This is a genomic window from Bradyrhizobium agreste, from assembly GCF_016031625.1.
Taxonomy (GTDB): Bacteria; Pseudomonadota; Alphaproteobacteria; order Rhizobiales; family Xanthobacteraceae; genus Bradyrhizobium; species Bradyrhizobium agreste.
This window is the reverse complement of sequence record NZ_JACCHP010000020.1, coordinates 136566-157444: the sequence shown is the minus strand read 5'-3', so window position 1 is coordinate 157444 and position 20879 is coordinate 136566. Positions and strand designations below refer to the sequence as shown.

General features: G+C 66.3%; 16 protein-coding genes. 12 read left to right on the top strand and 4 right to left on the bottom strand.

Annotated features, from left to right (window positions below):
• Window positions 1-150 precede the first annotated feature (150 nt).
• The 12 genes from aroA to HZZ13_RS26725 all read left to right on the top strand — a co-directional run bounded on the left by aroA (window position 151) and on the right by HZZ13_RS26725 (window position 12509).
• Window positions 151-1485 carry a 3-phosphoshikimate 1-carboxyvinyltransferase gene (gene aroA, locus HZZ13_RS26780; RefSeq protein WP_197962485.1) on the top strand — a complete coding sequence of 445 codons (1335 nt, stop codon included), beginning with the start codon at window positions 151-153 and terminating at the stop codon, window positions 1483-1485.
• Window positions 1482-2120 (top strand): (d)CMP kinase, encoded by a 639-nt coding sequence (gene cmk / locus HZZ13_RS26775; RefSeq protein ID WP_172788604.1) that lies wholly within the window; start codon window positions 1482-1484, stop codon window positions 2118-2120. The genes aroA and cmk overlap by 4 nt, the downstream gene beginning before the upstream one ends.
• Window positions 2121-2387: 267 nt before the next feature.
• The gene (gene rpsA / locus HZZ13_RS26770) at window positions 2388-4094 is read left to right on the top strand and encodes a 30S ribosomal protein S1 (protein ID WP_036009120.1); all 1707 of its coding nucleotides are present in this window, start codon (window positions 2388-2390) and stop codon (window positions 4092-4094) included.
• A 381-nt stretch (window positions 4095-4475) separates the two neighbouring features.
• Entirely contained in the window at window positions 4476-5456 is a 981-nt protein-coding gene (gene sppA / locus HZZ13_RS26765) for a signal peptide peptidase SppA (protein WP_197962484.1), read from the top strand.
• A gap of 172 nt (window positions 5457-5628) precedes the next feature.
• Window positions 5629-5934, top strand: a complete 306-nt coding sequence (locus HZZ13_RS26760) for an integration host factor subunit beta (RefSeq protein WP_008539997.1) — start codon at window positions 5629-5631, stop codon at window positions 5932-5934.
• A gap of 81 nt (window positions 5935-6015) precedes the next feature.
• Window positions 6016-6408, top strand: coding sequence for a lipopolysaccharide assembly protein LapA domain-containing protein (locus HZZ13_RS26755; protein WP_197962483.1), 393 nt, complete (start codon window positions 6016-6018; stop codon window positions 6406-6408).
• 68 nt (window positions 6409-6476) lie between these two features.
• Complete coding sequence (locus tag HZZ13_RS26750; protein WP_197962482.1) at window positions 6477-7148, top strand: phosphoribosylanthranilate isomerase; 672 nt, start codon at window positions 6477-6479, stop codon at window positions 7146-7148.
• Window positions 7145-8359, top strand: coding sequence for a tryptophan synthase subunit beta (gene trpB, locus HZZ13_RS26745; protein WP_197962481.1), 1215 nt, complete (start codon window positions 7145-7147; stop codon window positions 8357-8359). The genes HZZ13_RS26750 and trpB overlap by 4 nt, the downstream gene beginning before the upstream one ends.
• Complete coding sequence (gene trpA / locus HZZ13_RS26740) at window positions 8356-9192, top strand: tryptophan synthase subunit alpha (protein WP_197962480.1); 837 nt, start codon at window positions 8356-8358, stop codon at window positions 9190-9192. Before trpB ends, trpA begins: the two co-directional genes overlap by 4 nt.
• A gap of 171 nt (window positions 9193-9363) precedes the next feature.
• Entirely contained in the window at window positions 9364-10305 is a 942-nt protein-coding gene (gene accD, locus HZZ13_RS26735; protein ID WP_197962479.1) for an acetyl-CoA carboxylase, carboxyltransferase subunit beta, read from the top strand.
• Window positions 10302-11645, top strand: coding sequence for a bifunctional folylpolyglutamate synthase/dihydrofolate synthase (locus HZZ13_RS26730; RefSeq protein WP_197962478.1), 1344 nt, complete (start codon window positions 10302-10304; stop codon window positions 11643-11645). The genes accD and HZZ13_RS26730 overlap by 4 nt, the downstream gene beginning before the upstream one ends.
• Window positions 11646-11768: 123 nt before the next feature.
• Complete coding sequence (locus HZZ13_RS26725) at window positions 11769-12509, top strand: metallophosphoesterase family protein (RefSeq protein WP_197962477.1); 741 nt, start codon at window positions 11769-11771, stop codon at window positions 12507-12509.
• A gap of 106 nt (window positions 12510-12615) precedes the next feature.
• Here HZZ13_RS26725 and HZZ13_RS26720 read toward each other — a convergent pair whose 3' ends face one another.
• The 4 genes from HZZ13_RS26720 to addB form a co-directional block, all read right to left on the bottom strand.
• A complete protein-coding gene (locus tag HZZ13_RS26720) occupies window positions 12616-13623 on the bottom strand; it encodes an ATP-dependent DNA ligase (RefSeq protein ID WP_197962576.1) in 1008 nt (335 codons plus the stop codon).
• Window positions 13624-13781: 158 nt separating this feature from the next.
• Complete coding sequence (trxA, locus tag HZZ13_RS26715; protein ID WP_008540017.1) at window positions 13782-14102, bottom strand: thioredoxin; 321 nt, start codon at window positions 14100-14102, stop codon at window positions 13782-13784.
• A 69-nt stretch (window positions 14103-14171) separates the two neighbouring features.
• Window positions 14172-17681 carry a double-strand break repair helicase AddA gene (addA, locus tag HZZ13_RS26710; protein ID WP_197962476.1) on the bottom strand — a complete coding sequence of 1170 codons (3510 nt, stop codon included), beginning with the start codon at window positions 17679-17681 and terminating at the stop codon, window positions 14172-14174.
• Window positions 17675-20818 (bottom strand): double-strand break repair protein AddB, encoded by a 3144-nt coding sequence (gene addB / locus HZZ13_RS26705; protein WP_197962475.1) that lies wholly within the window; start codon window positions 20816-20818, stop codon window positions 17675-17677. The genes addA and addB overlap by 7 nt, the downstream gene beginning before the upstream one ends.
• Between the last annotated feature and the right edge of the window lie 61 nt (window positions 20819-20879).

Below are 20879 nucleotides of genomic sequence, written 5' to 3'. Positions count from 1 at the left end.
TCCTGGGAATGTCTGAAAAGCGGTGCTTCACTTGGCTAGTTGGCGGCCCTCTGTCAATAGCGCATTACGGAAGAACGACATGCCCGTGACGGGGCGCGGACCATGTGGTACCTGCGCGCCAGCCCACCGGGCCTATTCAAGGACACAATCTTGACCCATTCCGACCAACCGAGGCCGCTCCAGTCTCGCGCCAGCGGTCCCCTGACCGGGAAAGTACGGGTGCCCGGCGACAAGTCGATCTCCCACCGCGCCTTGATCCTGGGCGCGCTCGCGGTCGGCGAGACCAGGATTTCGGGCCTCTTGGAGGGCGAGGACGTCCTCAACACCGCCAAATCGATGCAGGCGCTGGGCGCCAGGGTCCAGCGCACCGGCGATTTCGCCTGGACCGTCAACGGCGTCGGGGTCGGAGGCTTCGCCCAGCCCAAGGCGCCGCTGGATTTCGGCAATTCCGGTACCGGCTGCCGGCTGGTGATGGGCGCCGTGGCCGGCTGTCCGATTTCGGCGGTGTTCGACGGCGACGCCTCGCTGCGCAGTCGCCCGATGCGCCGGATCCTCGATCCGCTGGAGAAGATGGGTGCCAGGGTCACCGCCGGCGAGGGCGGGCGCCTGCCGCTGACCCTCCAGGGCGCACGCGACCCCCTGCCGATCACCTACCAGACCCCGGTCGCCTCGGCCCAGATCAAATCGGCCGTGCTGCTGGCGGGCCTCGCAGCACCCGGCACCACCACGGTGGTCGAGACCGAGGCCAGCCGCGATCACACCGAGCTGATGCTCAGGCATTTCGGCGCCGACATCACCTCGGTGCAGGAAGGCCGGCACGGCCGCCGCATCACGCTTGTCGGCCAGCCCGAGCTGCATGGCGCCAATGTCGCGGTGCCCGCCGATCCCTCGTCAGCGGCCTTCCCGATCGTCGCGGCGCTGATCGTCGAGGGCTCCGATGTCGTGCTGTCCGATGTCATGACCAATCCGCTGCGCACCGGCCTGTTCACCACGCTGCGCGAAATGGGCGCCTCCATCGAGGAGAGCGAAGTGCGGGGCGACGCCGGCGAGCCGATGGCGCGCTTGCGCGTGCGCGCATCAAAACTGCGCGGCGTCGAGGTGCCGCCGGAGCGCGCGCCGTCGATGATCGACGAATATCTGGTGCTGGCGGTGGCGGCGTCGTTCGCCGAAGGCACCACGATCATGCGCGGCCTGCAGGAGCTGCGCGTCAAGGAATCCGACCGGCTCGAAGCCACCGCCGCCATGCTGCGCGTCAACGGCGTCACGGTCGAGGTCTCCGGCGACGATCTGATCGTCGAGGGACGCGGCCACGTCCCAGGCGGCGGCACTGTCGCCACCCACATGGACCATCGCATCGCGATGTCCGCGCTGGTGATGGGCTGCGCCTCCGACCAGCCCGTAAGCGTCGACGACACCGCCTTCATCGCCACCAGCTTTCCGGACTTCATTCCGATGATGCGTTCGCTAGGGGCCGATTTCTCATGATCATCGCCATCGACGGGCCCGCGGCTTCGGGCAAGGGGACGCTCGGCAAGCGTCTCGCCCACCATTACGGCTATCGTCATCTCGATACCGGCGTGATCTACCGCGCGGTCGCCTATGCCCTGATGCAGTCGGGGCACGATCTCAACGACGAGGCGGCTGCGGTGCAGGCCGCGTTGGAGCTCGATCCCGAAAAGTTCGGCAATCCTGCGCTGAAGACCCAGAAGGCCGGCGAGGGCGCTTCGATTGTCTCGGCGATCCCGAGGGTCCGCGAGGTTCTGGTCAATTTCCAGCGCCAGTTTGCCGCCGATCCGCCCGGCGCCGTGCTCGACGGCCGGGATATTGGAACCGTGATCTGCCCCCATGCCGACGTGAAGATCTTCGTGGTCGCCGATCCCAAGGTCCGCGCCCGCCGCCGCACCATGGAGGCCAGGGCGCGGGGCGAGGATGCGGACGAGGCGGCCGTGCTCGCCGACATCCTCCAGCGCGACGAACGCGACAAGAATCGGCCGATTGCGCCTTTGAAACCGGCCCCGGATGCTTACTTGCTAGATAACTCCCAACTGGATATAGAAGGCGGCGTCCGGGCCGCCATCGACATTATCGAGGCTGTCCGAGCGGGCCGGTCGCGGGGTTAAGCCGCCGCCGTCATTGGAGGAAGTGCCCGCTCCCGCTCTTTGAGGTCGATACGCTCCGTCCCGGTTTCGGGACCGGTGCGATCCAGGTTCCGGACAAAGCTTTCCACGTATCGAACGCGCGGGCCTCAGCCGGCCCGCTTCCGCTGTTCTGGTCGCAAGACCGGGGCAACGAGCGGTCGCTCGAAGGTCTTGCGGACCTTCCGACACTGCGCGCGCGATGCGCCCATGAACCCAACGGCCGGCAAGACATCCGCAACTGGAGAACAAATGGCTTCGACTTCTGCTGATACCTATAGCCCATCGCGCGACGATTTCGCCGCGATGCTCGACGAGTCCTTCGCAGGCGGCAACCTGCAGGAAAGCTCCGTCGTCAAGGGCAAGGTGGTTGCAATTGAAAAGGACATGGCCGTCATCGACGTCGGCCTGAAGACCGAGGGCCGCGTCGCCCTTCGCGAATTTTCCGGCCCCGGCCGTGAGAGCGACCTCAAGGTCGGCGACGAGGTGGAAGTGTTCCTCGATCGCATCGAAAACGCCCTCGGCGAAGCCGTGCTGTCGCGCGACAAGGCGCGCCGCGAAGAGAGCTGGGGCAAGCTGGAGAAGGCGTTCCAGAACAACGAGAAGGTCAACGGCGTTATCTTCAACCAGGTCAAGGGCGGCTTCACCGTCGACCTCGACGGTGCCGTGGCCTTCCTGCCGCGCTCGCAGGTCGACATCCGCCCGATCCGCGACGTCGCGCCGCTGATGAACAACTCGCAGCCGTTCCAGATCCTGAAGATGGACCGCCGCCGCGGCAACATCGTCGTGTCCCGCCGCACGGTGCTGGAAGAGACCCGCGCCGAGCAGCGCCAGGAGCTGGTGCAGAACCTCGAAGAGGGTCAGGTCATCGACGGCGTGGTCAAGAACATCACCGATTACGGTGCGTTCGTTGACCTCGGCGGCATCGACGGCCTCCTGCACGTCACCGACATCGCCTGGCGCCGCGTCAACCATCCGACCGAGGTGCTCTCGATCGGCCAGACCGTGAAGGTCAAGATCATCAAGATCAACCACGAGACGCACCGCATCTCGCTGGGCATGAAGCAGCTGCTGGACGATCCGTGGCAGGGCATCGAAGCCAAGTACCCGCTGGGTGCCCGCTTCACCGGCCGCGTCACCAACATCACCGATTACGGTGCGTTCGTCGAGCTCGAGCCGGGCATCGAAGGCCTGATCCACGTCTCCGAGATGTCGTGGACCAAGAAGAACATGCACCCCGGCAAGATCGTGTCGACCTCGCAGGAAGTCGACGTGCAGGTGCTGGAAGTCGATTCCGTCAAGCGCCGCATCTCGCTCGGCCTCAAGCAGACCATGCGCAACCCCTGGGAGGTCTTCGTCGAGAAGCACCCGACCGGTTCGGTGGTCGAGGGTGAGGTCAAGAACAAGACCGAGTTCGGTCTGTTCCTGGGCCTCGAGGGCGACGTCGACGGCATGGTCCACCTGTCCGATCTCGACTGGAAGCTTCCGGGCGAGCAGGTGATCGACAACTACAAGAAGGGCGACATGGTGAAGGCCGTGGTGCTCGATGTGGACGTCGAGAAGGAGCGTATCTCGCTCGGCATCAAGCAGCTCGAAGGCGACCCCTTCGCCGAGCCGGGCGATGTCAAGAAGGGCGCGGTCGTGACCTGCGAAGTGCTCGAAGTGAAGGAGAGCGGTATCGAGGTGAAGATCGCCGGTACCGACTTCACCACCTTCATCAAGCGCTCGGAGCTTGCCCGTGACCGCAACGACCAGCGCGCCGAACGCTTCGCCGTCGGCGAGAAGGTCGATGCCCGCGTGATCCAGTTCGACAAGAAGGCCCGCAAGGTCCAGGTGTCGATCAAGGCGCTCGAAGTCGCCGAAGAAAAGGAAGCCATCGCGCAGTACGGCTCCTCGGATTCGGGTGCGACGCTCGGCGACATCCTCGGCACCGCGCTGAAGAACCGCGACAGCAAGTAAGCGAAACGTCCGTTTTGCTGCATCAAGGCCCCGGCGCGAGCCGGGGCCTTTTTTGTTGCGGCATACTCGAACTCCGCTGTCGTCCCGGACAAGCGCGCCCTCAGCGCGCGTAGATCCGGGACCCATAGCCACAGGGAGTGGTTTGGCGCGAGCTGGCAACCCCAGGTCTTCGCCAAACGCAATCCTTTGGTTATGGATCCCGGATCAGCGCTCCGCTTCGCTGCGCTTGTCCGGGATGACGAGGAGTGTGTGACAGGGCTCGGCCTCCACCAAGCCAAGCCTTCATTTCTTCAAATTGGCCCGCAATTGATGTATCCAGATAAGCCAATGGTCACGCTGTGACGGCACAACGCGCCTGATCTTTCATTTGGAGATATTCCGATGTCGCTCGATTCGGACATCATCGTCGATCGCCGCAGGATTCGCCGCAAGCTGACGTTCTGGCGCGTGATGGCGGCGCTGATCGCGATCGCGGCGATTGCAAGCTTTGCGCTGATTGCGACGCCCGGCGCACGCGGCACCTTCGCATCCGCCGGCTCGATCGCGCGCGTCCACATCGAGGGATTGATCCGCAGCGATTCCGATCGCACGCAGGCGCTGGAGCGGCTGGAGAATTCACAGGCCGCCGCCGTCGTCGTTCACATCAACTCGCCGGGCGGCACCACCGCCGGCTCCGAGCAGCTCTATGACTCGCTCGTCCGTCTCAAGGCGAAAAAGCCGCTGGTCGTGGTGGTGGAGGGCTTGGCTGCCTCCGGGGGCTACATCACGGCGATTGCGAGCGACCACATCGTCGCCCAGCAGAGCTCCCTGGTCGGGTCGATCGGCGTGCTGTTCCAGTACCCCAACGTCACCGAGCTCCTGAAGACCATCGGCGTCAAGGTCGAAGAGGTGAAGTCGTCGCCGCTGAAGGCCGCGCCCAACGGTTTCGAGCCGACCAGTCCCGAGGCCCGCGCCGCGCTCGATGCGCTGGTGAGGGATTCCTATGCCTGGTTCAAGGGCATGGTGAAGGAGCGGCGTGGCATGGATGACACGCAGCTCGAAAAAGTTGCCGACGGCCGCGTCTTCACCGGACGCCAGGCGATCGATCTCAAGCTGATCGACCAGATCGGCGACGAGAAGACGGCTGTGACCTGGCTGGTCGAGCAGAAGGGCGTCAAGAAGGGCCTTCCCGTGCGCGATTACAAGCTTCAGCCGCGCTTCGGCGATCTGCCGTTCCTGAAGGCCGCGGCCGCATTGACGCTGGAAGCGCTCGGTTTGGGCTCGATCGCGCACCAGATCGGGCAAACCGGGGTCGCACAGGCCGTGGATCGGCTCGGAATGGATGGAATGCTGGCCTTGTGGCAGCCGGCTGCGTCCAACTGACCGTTAGCAGGCGAGTTCCAGTGCTTTTTCCCGTCTGGCGCGTGCTGGTACAGCCCGCTTTTTCGGCATTTGTCACGCATTTTCACGGCGCCCATCCTTGATTTAGCGTCTTGACAGATCACGGTATTTTCACGGAAATGGTTATCCGCTCGCTTCCGGGTCCTATCTCTCGATGATCAAATCCGAACTTGTTCAGCGTATCGCCGAGCACAACCCGCATCTGTACCAGCGGGATGTCGAGAACATTGTGAATGCGATTCTCGAAGAGATCGTAGCGGCGCTTGCACGCGGTGATCGCGTCGAGCTGCGCGGCTTCGGTGCCTTCTCGGTCAAGCATCGCCCTGCGCGCGCAGGGCGCAATCCACGCACCGGCGCCCATGTGCCCGTCGATCAGAAGAGCGTTCCGTTCTTCAAGACCGGCAAGGAAATGCGCGAGCGGTTGAACCGCGACCATCCGGATCCCGGCGCGGCGGACTGAAGCGCGACGTGAGCGCGCTTTAGGGTGTTCGCGGTCGCACAGGATGCGGCCGCAGGCTTGATTCGAGGCGAGCAAAGCGAGATGCGAAAGTTCCTGACCGCGCTGATCGTCGTTCCGCTCGGCCTGATCCTGGTGGCGTTCGCCGTCGCCAACAGGCATTTCGTCACGGTCTCCTTCGACCCCTTCATTTCTGACGACCCCTCGCTGTCGATCACCCTACCGCTGTTCCTGCTGCTGATCCTGGTGGCGGCGCTCGGCGTTGTCGCGGGCGGCTCCGCCGTCTGGTTCGGCCAGCGGCGCTGGCGGCGCGCGGCGCGCCGGAACGATGCGGAGGCCCGGGCCGCCCGGGCCGAACTGGCCGATCTGCGCGCCCAGGCGACGGCAGCGAAGGCGGAGTCCCGGCGCCTTCCCGTTCCCTCCGGGGTCGGCCTGTACGGGCCCGTCGGGCGAGACAAGCAGCGCGCGACGTTGTAGAAGCGGCCCCGACCGAAAAGCCCCGTTTTCCGGCCGCGGACCCCGCGGCCTTTACCCGCTTTGAGACCATGTCCCTGCTCGTCAAGATCTGCGGCCTGTCCACGCGCGAGACGCTCGAAACGGCGCTCGACGCCGGCGCTGACATGGTGGGGTTCGTGTTCTTCCCGCCGTCGCCCCGGCACCTGTCCCTCGAACTCGGCCGTGACCTCGGCCGTCAGGTGAACCGGCGCGCGCTCAAGGTGGCCCTCACGGTCGATGCCGATGACGCAACGCTCGACAACATCATGGACGCGCTGTCGCCGGACATTTTCCAGCTCCACGGCAGGGAGAGCGTCGCGCGGCTGCGCGACATCAAGCAGCGCTTCGGCCGCCCGGTGATGAAGGCGGTGCCGGTCGCGATCTCAGCCGATCTCGCGGTGCTGCCCGGCTACGCCGCCGTCGCGGACCGCATCCTGTTCGATGCGCGTGCGCCGAAGGACGCGACGCGGCCCGGAGGTCTCGGGGAACCCTTCGACTGGCACCTGCTCGAAAACCTCGATCTGAAACTGCCCTACATGGTCTCGGGCGGGCTGCACGCCGGCAATCTCACTGAGGCCCTTCGCCTCACCCGCGCCGGCGGCGTCGACGTGTCCTCCGGTGTCGAGAGCGCCCCCGGCGTGAAAGACCCAGAGATGATCAAGGCCTTCATCCGCGCCGCGCGCGCAAGCCAAGATGCAAGTCAAGAGTTGAGCGTTCGATGAACATCGCCAAGCCAAACTCCTATCGCAGTGGTCCCGACGAGCGCGGCCATTTCGGCATTTTCGGCGGACGCTTCGTCGCCGAAACCTTGATGCCGCTGATCCTCGATCTGGAGAAGGGCTACACCGCGGCCAAGGCCGATCCGGCGTTCCAGGCCGAGATGAACGGTTATCTCAAGAACTATGTCGGCCGGCCCTCGCCGCTCTATTTCGCCGAGCGCCTGACCGAGCATCTCGGTGGCGCCAAGATCTACCTCAAGCGCGAAGAGCTCAACCACACCGGCTCGCACAAGGTGAACAATGTGCTCGGCCAGATCATGCTGGCGCGGCGCATGGGCAAGAAGCGCATCATCGCCGAGACCGGCGCCGGCCAGCACGGCGTCGCCACCGCGACGCTGTGCGCGCGCTTTGGCCTCGAATGCGTGGTCTATATGGGCGCCGTCGACGTCGAGCGGCAGCAGCCCAACGTCATCCGCATGGAGATGCTGGGCGCGAAGGTGATGCCGGTGCAGTCGGGCACGCGCACGCTGAAGGACGCCATGAACGAGGCGCTGCGCGACTGGGTCACCAACGTGCACAACACCTTCTATTGCATCGGCACGGTGGCGGGTCCGCATCCCTATCCGACGCTGGTGCGCGATTTCCAGTCGGTCATCGGCAACGAGACCAGGGCGCAGATGCAGGAGATCGAGGGCCGCCTGCCGGATTCGCTGGTCGCCTGCATCGGCGGCGGCTCCAACGCGATGGGCTTGTTCCATCCGTTCCTCGACGATCCCTCCGTCGAGATCTTCGGCGTCGAAGCCGCCGGCCATGGCCTCACGCAGCTGCATGCCGCCTCGATCGCAGGCGGCCGTCCCGGCGTGCTCCACGGCAACCGCACCTATCTCCTGATGGATGCCGACGGCCAGATCCAGGACGCGCATTCGATCTCGGCCGGTCTCGATTATCCCGGCATCGGCCCCGAGCATTCCTGGCTGCACGAGGTCGGTCGTGTGAATTATCTCTCCGCAACCGACGACGAGGCGCTTGCCGCGTTCCAGCTGCTGTCGAAGCTCGAGGGCATCATCCCCGCGCTCGAGCCCGCGCATGCCATTGCCAAGGTGATGGAGCTCGCGCCGAAGCGGCCGAGAGACCACCTGATGGTCGTCAATCTCTCCGGCCGCGGCGACAAGGACGTCCCGCAGGTCGGCGACATCCTGAGGGGCAAGAAGTGACCACGCGTATCGACACCCGTTTTGCCGAGCTGAAAAGCCAAGGCCGCGCGGCCTTTGTCACCTATGTGATGGCCGGCGATCCCGATCTCGCGACCTCGCTCGAGATCGTCAAGGCGCTGCCGAAGTCCGGCGCCGACGTCATCGAACTCGGCATTCCCTTCACCGATCCGATGGCGGATGGTCCTTCCATTCAGGCTGCAGGCCTGCGTGCGCTCAAGAACGGCATGACCTTGAAGAAGACGCTGGAGCTGGTGCGCGACTTCCGCAAGGACGACAACGTCACGCCGCTGGTGCTGATGGGCTATTACAATCCGATCTACATCTACGGCGTCGACAAGTTTTTGGCCGACGCCAAGACGGCCGGCGTCGACGGCCTGATCATCGTCGATTTGCCGCCGGAGGAAGACGACGAGCTCTGCATTCCCGCGCTGAAGGCGGGGCTCAACTTCATTCGCCTGGCGACCCCGACCACAGACGACAAGCGCCTGCCTGCGGTGCTCGCGAACACATCAGGCTTTGTCTATTACGTCTCGATCGCCGGCATCACCGGTGCAGCGGCGGCGGACGCCAATGCCGTCGGCGAAGCTGTCGCGCGCATCAAGCGGCATACCGGCTTGCCGATCTGCGTCGGTTTCGGCATCCGCACGCCGGAGGCGGCGCGCGCCATTGCCGAGAAGGCCGATGGGTCGGTGGTCGGCACGGCGCTGGTCGATGCGCTCAAGAACAGCCTCGATGCCGAGGGGCGGGCGACCGCCAAAACCGTTAACGCCGTCGCCGAATTGACGGCCGCCCTGGCCCAGGGCGTCAAGGGCGCACAGCAGGCGGCGGAATAGGCCATAATTCCGCTTTAGCTCTTTAGTTTGAGCATGATCTGGTCGGAAAACCGCTTCACACTTTTCCGGATCATGCTCTAACGCGGGCGACACCGCGGCTTGCCGGGCAGATGTCCGGCCGCCATATATCCTTCAGGCGATTCCCAGCGGGATCGCACATCGGAGCAACCCATGAACTGGCTTACCAATGTGGTCCGGCCGAAGATCCGCAACATGCTGCGGCGGGAGACGCCGGAGAATCTTTGGATCAAGTGCCCGGATTCCGGACAGCTCGTGTTCTACAAGGACGTCGAGGCCAACCAGTTCGTCATCCCCGGCTCGAATTACCACATGCGCATGGGCGCGGTGGCGCGTCTCAAGTCGATCTTCGACAACGAGACTTGGTTCGACGTCGCGCTCCCCGAGGTCACGCCTGACCCGCTCAAGTTCCGCGACGAGAAGAAATATGTCGACCGCATCAAGGATGCGCGGGCGCGGACCAATCTGAACGATGCGGTCAAGGTCGGCTACGGCAAGCTCGAAGGCGCCGCCGTCGTCGTCGCCGTGCAGGATTTCGACTTCATGGGCGGCTCGCTCGGCATGGCCGCGGGCGAGGCGATCGTGCGCGGGATGGAGCTCGCGGTCGAGAAGAAGTCGCCGTTCATCGTGTTCGCCGCGAGCGGCGGCGCACGCATGCAGGAAGGCATTTTGTCCTTAATGCAGATGCCGCGCACGACCGTTGCGGTGCAGATGCTGCGCGAGGCAAAGCTGCCCTACATCGTCGTGCTGACCAATCCCACCACCGGCGGCGTCACCGCGTCCTATGCGATGCTCGGCGACGTGCAGATCGCCGAGCCCGGCGCGCTGATCGGTTTTGCCGGCGCGCGCGTGATCGAGCAGACCATCCGCGAGAAGCTGCCTGAAGGTTTTCAGCGCGCCGAGTACCTCAAGGAGCACGGCATGGTCGACATGGTCGTGCATCGCCACGAGCTGCGGCCGACGCTGGCGCGGCTCTGCCGCCTCTTGACCAACGCGCCGGCGCAGGAAGGCGCATCGAAGCCGGCGCAGCCGGTGACGAGCCCGGCGCAGATCGTATCGGCGGCCGAGACGGCGCCGGCCGCGCCGCACGCGTGAACGCCTCCCCTGAGAGAGCAAAGACACCGCTCGGCGAAGTGATCGCGCGGCTGTCGGCCCTGCATCAGAAGCGCATCGACCTCGGGCTGGAGCGGATGCAGCGCCTGCTCGAGCGGCTCGGCCATCCCGAGCGCAAGCTGCCGCCGGTGATCCACATCGCCGGCACCAACGGCAAGGGCTCGACGCTGGCTTACCTGCGCGCGACGCTGGAGGCTTCGGGTCTTCGTGTCCACGCCTACACGTCCCCCTATCTGGTCCGCATCAACGAATGCTTCCGGCTCGGCCGCGTCGGCGGCGGCGTGCTCGTCGGCGACGACGAGCTGCGTGCCGCGCTGGAAGAGGTCGAGCGCGTCAATAGCGGCGAGGCCGCGACATTGTTCGAGCTGAAGACCGCCGCCGCCTTGCTGCTGTTTGCGCAGAATCCGGCCGACATCGTGCTGCTCGAAGTCGGCCTCGGCGGCCGGCTCGATTCCACCAACGTGATCGATGCGCCGGCGGCCTCTGTGATCACACCTGTCAGCATGGATCACATGGATTTTCTCGGCGATACGCTGGCATCGATTGCCGGCGAGAAGGCGGCGATCATCAAGCGCGGCGTGCCCGTGATTTGCGCCGAGCAGATGCCGGAGGCGATGGCCGTGATCGAAGCGCAGGCGAGGCGCATGCGCGCGCCGCTGTTCGCCGCTGGCGAGAGCTGGCACGTCAATGTGGAGCGCGGACGTCTGGTCTATTCCGACGATCGCGGCTTGATGGACCTGCCGGCGCCGCGTCTGTTCGGCCGCCACCAATTCGCCAATGCCGGGCTCGCGATCGCGACGCTGCGCGCGCTGCCGACCATCAAAGTCAACCACGCCGCGTTCGAGGCCGGCATCGTCGGTGCCGACTGGCCGGCGCGGATGCAGCGCCTCACCTCGGGCGAGCTGCTGTCCTGGGGTCCGCAGGGTTCGGAGATCTGGCTCGATGGCGGCCACAATGCGGAGGGCGGCCGCGTTGCGGCGGCGGCACTCGGCGATCTCGAGGAGCGGGTGTCGCGGCCGCTGGTGATCATCGCCGGCATGATGGCCAACAAGGATGCGCAAGGCTTCCTCGCCAATTTCGCCGGCCTCACCCGCCACATCATCGCAGTGCCGATCCCTGATACCGAGAATGCGATGCCGGTCGACCGTCTCGCCGATGCCGCGCGCAGCCTCGGCATGCGCGTCGAGCCCGCCCCCGGCGTCGAGGCCGCCCTGCGCGCGCTGGCGCATCTCGCCTACGAGTTGCCGCCGCGCATCCTGATCACCGGCTCGCTGTATCTCGCCGGCCACGTGCTGGCCATCAACGGCACGCCGCCTGCATAGTTTTTTCGTGTCCCGGACGCGCGAAGCGCGAGCCGGGACCCAGAATGCCGCACCATGGGCCCCGGCTCAGCAGCGCACCACTGCGTGCTGCGCTGCGTCCGGGGCACGGAAGAGGGAACGTCCATGCGCTTTGCCGCGATTGCCGATATCCACGGAAATTACCTCGCGCTGGAGGCCGTGCTTGCCGACATTCGCGCGCAGGGCATCGTCGAGATCGTCAATCTCGGCGACATGCTGAGTGGGCCGCTCGATGCACGCCGTACCATCGAGATCCTGATGCCGCTCGACGCCGTGCATGTGCTCGGCAATCACGATCGCTATTTGCTCGACCGTCCGCCGGAGAAGATGGGTTCGTGGGATCGCCCCGCCTACGAACAGCTCGATGCCGCCCACCTCGACTGGCTGCACGCGCAGCCGATGACACGTGTCTTCTGCGAGCAGGTGTTCCTGTGCCATGCGACGCCCGGCAGCGATGAGGTGTATTGGCTCGACACCGTCCATCCCGACGGCGCGGTGGCGCTGTCGCCGCTGGACCGGATCGAGCAGCTCGCGGGAGGCATCACCCAATCCCTTATCCTCTGCGCCCACACCCATCTCGCCCGTGCCGTGCGCCTGCGCGACGGCCGGCTGATCGTCAATCCCGGCAGCGTCGGCAGCCCTGGCTTTCGCGACAAGCATCCGTTCCCGCATGTGGTGGAGGCCGGCACGCCGCACGCGCGTTATGCGATTCTCGAACGCGTCGATGGGACCTGGCAGGTGACGTTCCGCCACGTCGCATACGATCACGAGGCCATGGCCGCGCTGGCGCGGCGCAATGGTCAGCCGGAGCTGGCGAACGCGCTGGCGACGGGGTGGGTCAAGTAGCCGTCACTTCGTAGCCTGGATGGAGCACAGCGTAATCCAGGAATCTTGCCGCAAGCGATAGCAGCCCCCGGATTGCGCTGCGCTCCATCCGGGCTACGGGCTACGTTCACTTCAACAGCTTCATCGGATCGGCCGCCTTCTGCTTCAGCTGCTCGAATGTGCATTGCCGCGGCGCCTTGTCCGGGCGCCAGCGCAGGATCGAGGTGCCGTGGCGAAAACGCTCGCCGCTGAAATGGTCGTAGCAGACCTCGACCACCAGCTTCGGTTTGAGCGGGCACCACTTTGCGGAACGCTCGGTCGACCAGCGGCTCGGCCCGCCCGGCGCATTGCCGGTGAAGCCGGGCTCGCCGATCAGCGCTTCGAGCCGGTCGGTCAGATCAGGCTTCGCCTCCGCCTTGATCGCCGAGGTGAAGCCGACATGGTGCAGCCGGCCGTCATCGTCGTAGAGCCCGAGCAGCAGCGAGCCGACGACGTTCCGGCCGGCGATCTTGTTGGTGGCGTAGCGGAAGCCGCCGACCACACAATCGGCGCTGCGAAATTTCTTGATCTTCTGCATGCCGTCGCGATTGCCTGCCTGATAGGGCAGGTCGATACGCTTGGCGATGACGCCATCCGAGCCGCCGCCGGATTGCGCCAGCCACTTTTTTGCCGTGGCGTAGCTCGTCGTCACCGGCGACAGGCGGAAGAGGCTGTCCTTGAGGTTGCCTTTCGCGAAGACTTCCAGCGCTGGCCGCCGTTCGCGCAGCGTCTTCTCGGCCAGGCCCTTCTGTCCGGATGTCGCGAGCAGATCGAAGACGAGGTAGAGCGCCGGTGTCTCCGCTGAGAGCTTCTTCACGCGGCTCGCCGCCGGATGGATCCGTTGCAGCAGCGCGTCGAAGGAAAAGCTCTTGCCTTGCGGCACGACGAGTTCGCCGTCGAGCGTGAAGCGGTCGGCCTTCAGCTCCAGGGCCGCGGCGACGACTTCCGGGAAGTAGCGCGCGAGGTCTTCGCCGGATTTGGAGCGCAGATCGACGTCGCTGCCGTTGCGCGACAGCAGGCAGCGGAAGCCATCCCACTTGGGTTCATATTGCCATTCACTGCCGCGCGGGATTTCATCGACTGAACGCGCCTCCATGGCGGCGAGAGCGGTGGGCTTGCGGTCGCGCTTTCGGGGAGGAGCAGGCAAGGGCGGGACTCGTCATACGCTGAACACGTCCCATCAACGCAAAACGGCCGGCTTCCGCCGGCCGCTGTCGAAAATAATCTTGCGCCAATAATCTTGCGCGAGGTGGATCAGACCGCGGAGGTGATCCACTGCTGCAGCTTCGCCTTCGGCGCAGCGCCGACCTGGCGCGAGGCCATCTCGCCGCCCTTGAAGATCATCAGGGTCGGGATCGACATCACGCCATACTTCGAGGCGGTCTTCGGGCTCTCGTCGACATTGAGCTTCACGATCTTGACCTTGTCGCCCATCGCGCCGGCGATCTCGTCGAGGGCGGGTGCGATCATGCGGCAGGGGCCGCACCATTCGGCCCAGAAGTCGACGACCACGGGGCCGTTCGCCTTGAGCACTTCGGCTTCGAAATCGGCGTCGGAAACCTTGCTAACGGCCATTGGGAGTACCTCACTCGGTTGAAAGCGAATCGGCGCGACCTGGAATCGCCCCGGGATCATGCGGTCAACCTATGAACGGCCCCTTGCCGGGTCAAGGACGCTCACACCGAGATGAAGGGATGCCAGCGCCGCGTCCAGCGCGGGGGCCGAAATCTCCATATATTCAAGGGCCTCGGTCCAGAGCAGGACGGCCCTGACCGGCTTTTGGGGATAAAGCCGCGACAGCACCGCCCGGTACAGCGCAAGCTGGCGGACATAGGTCGCCGGCGCCTCGGCCGCGCTTCTAGGCGCTGCCTGGTTGGTCTTGAAGTCGACGATCAGGACCTCCGCGGGGCGCACCACCAGCCGGTCGATCTGGCCCGATACCAGGGCCGGCGTGCGGCCCGGCCGCTCCAGCCGGCCGGCGATCGCGACCTCGGCCCGGCTGCCGGCGGCAAAGACGGGCGCAAAACGCGGGTCCGTGATCAGGGCGAGCACCTTGTCGGCCAGTGCGATGCGGTCGGCTTCCGGCCAGTCCGCAGCGTTGCGCGCCATGAAGCTGAGCGCGGCCTCGCGCCGGCGCTCGCTGGCGATCTCGGGCAGCGATTGCAACAGCCGGTGCACCAGCGTGCCGCGTTGCAGCGCCAGCGCGCGCGACTGCACCGATTCGCCCGATCGGACGCTGCGGCCCTCCTCGGCAGACTGCCCCGAGGGACGCACGGGATCCTCGTCGATGATCTCGCGCGGTGCCGGTGTCCGCAGCCAGTCCGGCAGCGCGATGGTCTGGTGCACGGAGGTCGCCGGCGCGCCCAGCGCCGCGACGTCCTCGGGACGGGCGAACCGCGTCACCTTGCCGAGCGGTGTCTCGATCGCCTGCTTGTCGAGGCCGGAGCCTTCGAGCCCGGTGTCGACGAGGTCGTACCAGCTCAGCTTGCGCACCGTCTTCATGTTGCCGGGCATGCAGCCGCCGACGATCAGCCGGTCGGCCGCGCGCGTCATCGCGACATAGAGCAGGCGGCGATATTCGTCCTCGGTCTCCTCCAGCATCGCCTTGCGCGCCTCGGCCACGGGCTTGGGATCGTCGGCCTTGCGGCCGGCCCAGACCACGACCTCACCGCCATTGCCGCGCGGCACATGGATCAGCCGCAGCCGCTGCGAGTCCGCGGGCGAGGACGTGGTGTCGACCATGAACACGACCGAGGCCTCCAAGCCCTTGGCGCCGTGCACGGTCATCACCCGCACCTCGTCGCGCGAGATCTCCATGTCGCGCTTCACCTCGGTGTCGGCCGAGCGCAGCCAGGCCATGAAGCCCTGCAGCGAGGCCGGCGCCTTGCGCTCGTAGTTCAGCGCGAGTTCCAGGAATTCGTCGAGCGCGTCATTTGCCTCGTGGCCGAGCCGGGGCAGGATGCGTGCCCGCCCGCCATCGCCGCCCAGCAGCCAGGCGTAGAACGCGAACGGCGTTTCCTCGCGGGCGCGGATCTCGCAGGCTTCCAGGCGCCGCAGCGCTGTGGCGAATTTCTCGCTTGTGGCCGCATGCTCGCCGAGCGCGCGGCGTAGCGAGCCCTTGCGGTCATGGGCGAGCTTGAAAAGATCGTCGTCATCGAGCCCGAACAGCGGGCTCTTCAGCGCCACCGCGAGCGCAAGATCGTCCTGCGGCAGCAGCAGCGCGTCGGCAAGGTTCATCAGGTCGATGATGGCGATGTGCTCGGTGAGCTTGAGCCGGTCGGCGCCGGCGACGGGAATGCCGGCGTGCTTCAGCGCCTGGATCACGGCGTCGAATGCGTTGCCGCGCCGGCGCACCAGGATCAGCATGTCGCCATAGCGCAAGGGACGACGCTCGCCCTCGTGCCCGGTCAGCGTGCCGCTCTCGACCAGCCGCTTGATCTCGGCCTGGATGCGGCGGGCGAGCTTGACCTCGGGGCTGGTCACGGCGACGCCGTCGAACGGCGCGCGCCAGCCCTCGATGTCCTGCCGATCGTCGGCCTCCGCAAGATCCCACAGCTCGATCACGCTCGGGCCGGCATCGCTGAGCGCGTTGTGCAGGGGATGGCCGATCTCGACCGAATGGATGCTCTTGTAGATCGCGGGATCGCGGAAGACGTGGTCGACCGAATGCAGGATCGTCGCGCCCGAACGGAACGAATAGGTGAAGGCGACCGGATCGAACTTCAGCCCGGCGGCGGTGAACTTGCGGTGCAGCTCGCGCCGGCGCGCGTCGAATTCGTGGGGAGCCGCGCCCTGGAACGAGAAGATCGATTGCTTCTCGTCTCCAACCGCAAACACCGTTCGGTTGAGCCCCTCGCGCGCGCCTTCGCCGGCGGTGAACTCGGAGATGATGTGCGCGATGATGTCCCATTGCCGCGGGCTGGTATCCTGCGCCTCGTCGATCAGCACGTGATCGACGCCGCGGTCGAGCTTGTAATGCACCCAGCCCGAGGCGATGCGGTCCAGCATCGCCAGCGTCTTGTCGATGAGGTCGTCGTAGTCGAGCAGCCCGCGCTCCTGCTTCTCGCGGCGGTAATTCGCGGCGGCCGCGGTCGCGATATGCAGCAGGGCCGCGGTGCGGTCCCGAACGGTCACGGCGCGGCGCTTCTCGACCAGCCCTGCAAGGCGCTGCGCCTCGGCCTCGAACAGGCGGGCCACGGACGGATTGTGATCGCAGAACTTCTTGGTCAGCACCGCCTTGCGCGGCAGCTTGTCGTCGGTGAGGAACACGGACAGATAGGCATCGACCTGATCGCTGCCGGAAAATGCCTTTGCCGCGCGCAGCCGCCCCGCCTGGTCATTGTCGGATTTGCTGCCGTCCTCCAGCGCCAACGCAATGTCGTCCCAGCGCGCGCGCGGCAGGAACGGGCCATCGAGAATCTCCGTCTCGACGGCCTCGATGCGATCACTCGCCTCGACGCCCAGCACGGAAGCCATCTGCGCCGCTGCGGCTTCCGCATTGCCGGCCTCATCGGTCCAGGCCATGAAATGATCGCGGCTGAGGCACGCCTCGCGCACGACCTCCTTGAAGGTGACATCGGCGGCGCTCGCCATCGCCGTCAGCAGCGCGCGGCCGGTGACGCTTTCGGAATCGCGCGCGGCTTCGAGCAGCACCTTCAGATTGGCGCGCTCCATCATGTCGGTCTGGTCGCGCTCGTCGATCACGGCAAAGCGCGCGGGAACGTTGGCCTCGAACGGAAATTGCTGGAGCAGGCGGGTGCACAGCGCGTGGATGGTCTGCACCTTCAGCCCGCCCGGCGTCTCCAGCGCGCAGGCAAACAGTTTTCGGGCGTCGCGGCGCAGTTTTGCGCCGGGATGCGGGATGCCGACCGCGCGGATCGCCGCGTCGAGCGCCTCATCGTTCAGCGTCACCCAATGACCGAGCGTGGTGAACACGCGCTCAGCCATGTTGGCGGCGGCAGCCTTGGTGAAGGTGATGCAGAGGATTTTCTCCGGCGGCACGCCTGATAGCAAGAGGCGGATCACGCGCTGCACCAGCACATGCGTCTTGCCCGAGCCGGCATTGGCCGAGACGAAGGCCGATGCCGTCGGATCGGAGGCGCGCGCCTGCCGCGCGCGCACCTCGTCGGGGATGGGACGCGGCGCCTTCACCATTCCTCGATCCCCAATCCGCCGGCCGCGGACCATTCCTTGATCCGGGCAAGGTCGTCATAGGTGCCGTAGCGGTTCGCCCACATCGGCAGGTTCAGCGAGGTATAGGGCTGGTTCTCGTCCTCGAAGGCGCGGATCAGCGCTTCCAGCTTGGCCCGCGCTTCTGCGGCCGCGGTGTCCGGCGGCTGCGGCTCGTCGCCCGGCTTGAACTTGAGCTCAAGGATGCGCTCTTCGCCCGGCGGGTTGTTGCCGCTGAGGCGGACATAGACGAGCTCGCTCACGGAGGCGCCGGCATCGATATCGGGAAAGCCGCCCTCGCGCAGGATCGCGGCTTCCAGCGTCAGCTGCGGCGACAGGCCCATGCGGACCTGCTTGCCCGTCGGCGGCTGCCCGGTCTTGTAGTCGAGGATGGCGTAGCCGCCACCCTTGCGCCGCTCGATGCGGTCGGCGCGGGCGGAAAGGCGGAAACTGCGCTGAGGATCGAGCGTGATCGAGATCTCGCCACGGGTCTCCGCGACGATCGCCTCGATCGCCTCGCGCCGCGCCGTCTCCCATTCGCCGAACCAGCGCGCGATGCGCTGGAAGCGCGGCCACCACAGCGCCTTTGCCTCGGGCCGCTCCATCAGCGGCGCAAAATGCTTCTCGCCGATCGCGCGCAGCACCCGCGCGGGATCGTCGGGCAGACGCCTCGCATAGCTCTCCGTGAATTCGCCGATGGCATCGTGAATCGCCGAGCCGCGATCGGCGGCCGAGAGCGGCATGTCGACGGGGTCGAGCGCATCGAGCCGCAAGATACGTTTGGCGTAGATCGTGTAGGGGTCGCGCAGCCAGTCTTCGATCTCGGTGACGGACATCTTGAGCGGGCGTGTCGCGCGCGGCGGCCGCGGTTCCGGCTGCTTGATCGGCTTGACCTCGGCGGGCTGGTCGAGCGCCGCAGCGAATTGCACGTATGTCTCGCCGGCGCGAACGGCCGCCTGCCAGAGCTCGTCGCCGGCGACCGCCTCCAGCCGATGCAGGAAGCGCGAGGCCACCGCCGGCGCGCCGCCGGCCTTGGCGGAATGAGTGAGAATGACCTCTTCGCCGCCGAGCAATTGCGTGAAGTCATGGGCGGAAAGGCCGATGCGCCGTTCCGGCAGATCGAGCCCGAGCTCGTGCCGCATCGGACGGCTCAGCCAGGGATCGATGCGCGGCGCCGGCGGCCAGACGCCTTCGATCAGGCCGCCGATGATGATACGGTCGGCCTGCATCAGGCGCGATTCCAGCGGGCCGTAGATTTGCAGCCGCGCGCCCGGCCTGTCCCGCCGCCGCACCGCGCGATCACTGAACGCGGTCTGGAAGACGTCCGGATAATCCGGCAGCGGCACCAGCAATCCGCTGGTCGTGCCGCCGCGCAAGAGGTCGTCGAACGCGCCGGCGAGCGCGAGACCATCGCGGTCCTCGAAGCCTAGTGGAATGCCCTGCTCGTCGCGCGACAGCTCGATCATGATCTCGCGATGCCGATGCGCGAGCTCGGCGAAATCGTAAGGTTTCGACGGCGGCAGGCTCTCGATCGGCGCCAAAGCCTTTTGCAGGGCATCGATCAGCGCCTGGACGCGATCGAGATCCTCAGCTTTCAAGCGCGCCCGCGGCTCGGCGCGATGCAGCGCGGAGACCTCGCTGCGCCACAGCTTTGCCAGCTCCTCGCGGAAGCGATTGAACTCGCGCAGGAGGCCGGCCGTGCCTGCCGGTGGGCGCGTGCCGCGCAGCACCGCAAGCTCCAGGCTCTCGATTGCCATCTTCCAGGCGCCCGGCGCGCGGCCGAGCCGGCACAGCGGATGCTTCAGCATCGCCAGCAAAGTCGGTGGCTCCAGGCCCTTGGTCGCCGCCTCTGCCGCGAGGCGCGCAAACGTGCCGGCGGAGGTTTCCATCAAGACGTCACCGCCGGAATCGTCGAAGGCGAGGTCCCATCGGGTCAGCGCCGCCATCACCCGCCGCGCCAGCGCGCGGTCGGGCGTCACAAGGGCAGCCGACTTGTCGAGATGGCGCGCCTCGCGCATGGCGATGGCGATGGCGAGCGCTTCCATTTCAGGGTTGGGAGCCTCAACCACCGCGAGGTTCTTCATGCCACCCGCGATCTTCGCGGCGACATCGGGCTGCTTCAGCCGGTCGTGCCAGACTTCGGTCTTGGCGGACGGCCGCATCGATTCCGACGCGAGCAAATCGCGGCCGCCTTCCGCCGGCGGATGGAGAATCTCGACATCGCTGCGCTTGATGCCGAAGCGATCCAGCAGCGCGTGCATGGCATATTGCGGATGGTTCGAGGTGGGACTCTCGATGATGCCCAGCAGGTCCCTGCTGCCGCCGATGCTTCGCCAGGCCTCCTCATCGAGATCGGTGTCGAGACCTGGCAGCACCACAGCGCCGTGCGGCAGCAATGCGACTGCATGGAGAAATTTTGCAGTGGCCGGCATCGAGCCGGTCGAACCCGCCGCGACCACGAGTCCATTTGGATGCGCGGTCAAGCGCCTCGCCTCCGCGGCGATCAGAAGATCGCGCCGCGCGGCCGGCTCGATCCGGTTGATCTCGGCGAGATGGTTGGGCCAGGCGATGCGGGCGATGCGCAGGAATTCGAGCGAGTGCTGCCAGTAGCGGTCGAGATTGTCAGGCACCAGGCCATCGAGCGCGCTCCAGTCGACGCCGCGCGTCACCATGTCGTCGATGAGACGCGCAAGGTCGCCGGCGAGCGCCAGCGTCGAGGCGGGGCCGCCGACCACCAGCGGCGCCAGCACCGGGCCCTTGGCCCAGGCGGCGACAAGCTGCGCCAGCGTCAGTCGCCGTTCGAGCTCGCCCAGGCGCGGCGGAATATCGAGCGGCGCAGCCCCGGAAAACTGTTCGCTTTCGCCCGCGAAAGCGAGCTCGTCCTCGTCGATATCGCCGAGCGCAACGATGCGCGGCAGCACGACGGCATCCGCCTTCATCTCGTCGAGGAAGATCTCGCGGACGACGCGCATGGCGCGCCGCGTCGGCAGATACAGCGTGGCATCCGCCAGCCGCGCCGGTTCCTTGCGCGCCTCGAATCCCTCCACCAGCCGGCCATCGAGCAGGGCCGTGACGACCGTGCGCAGGAACGGAACCGAGATGGGAACGCTGAAAACGCGCATGAGCTGCCTGATTCGAAGGATCAGGCAATATAGGCAGGCGGACTCGAATGGTCATGGGTTC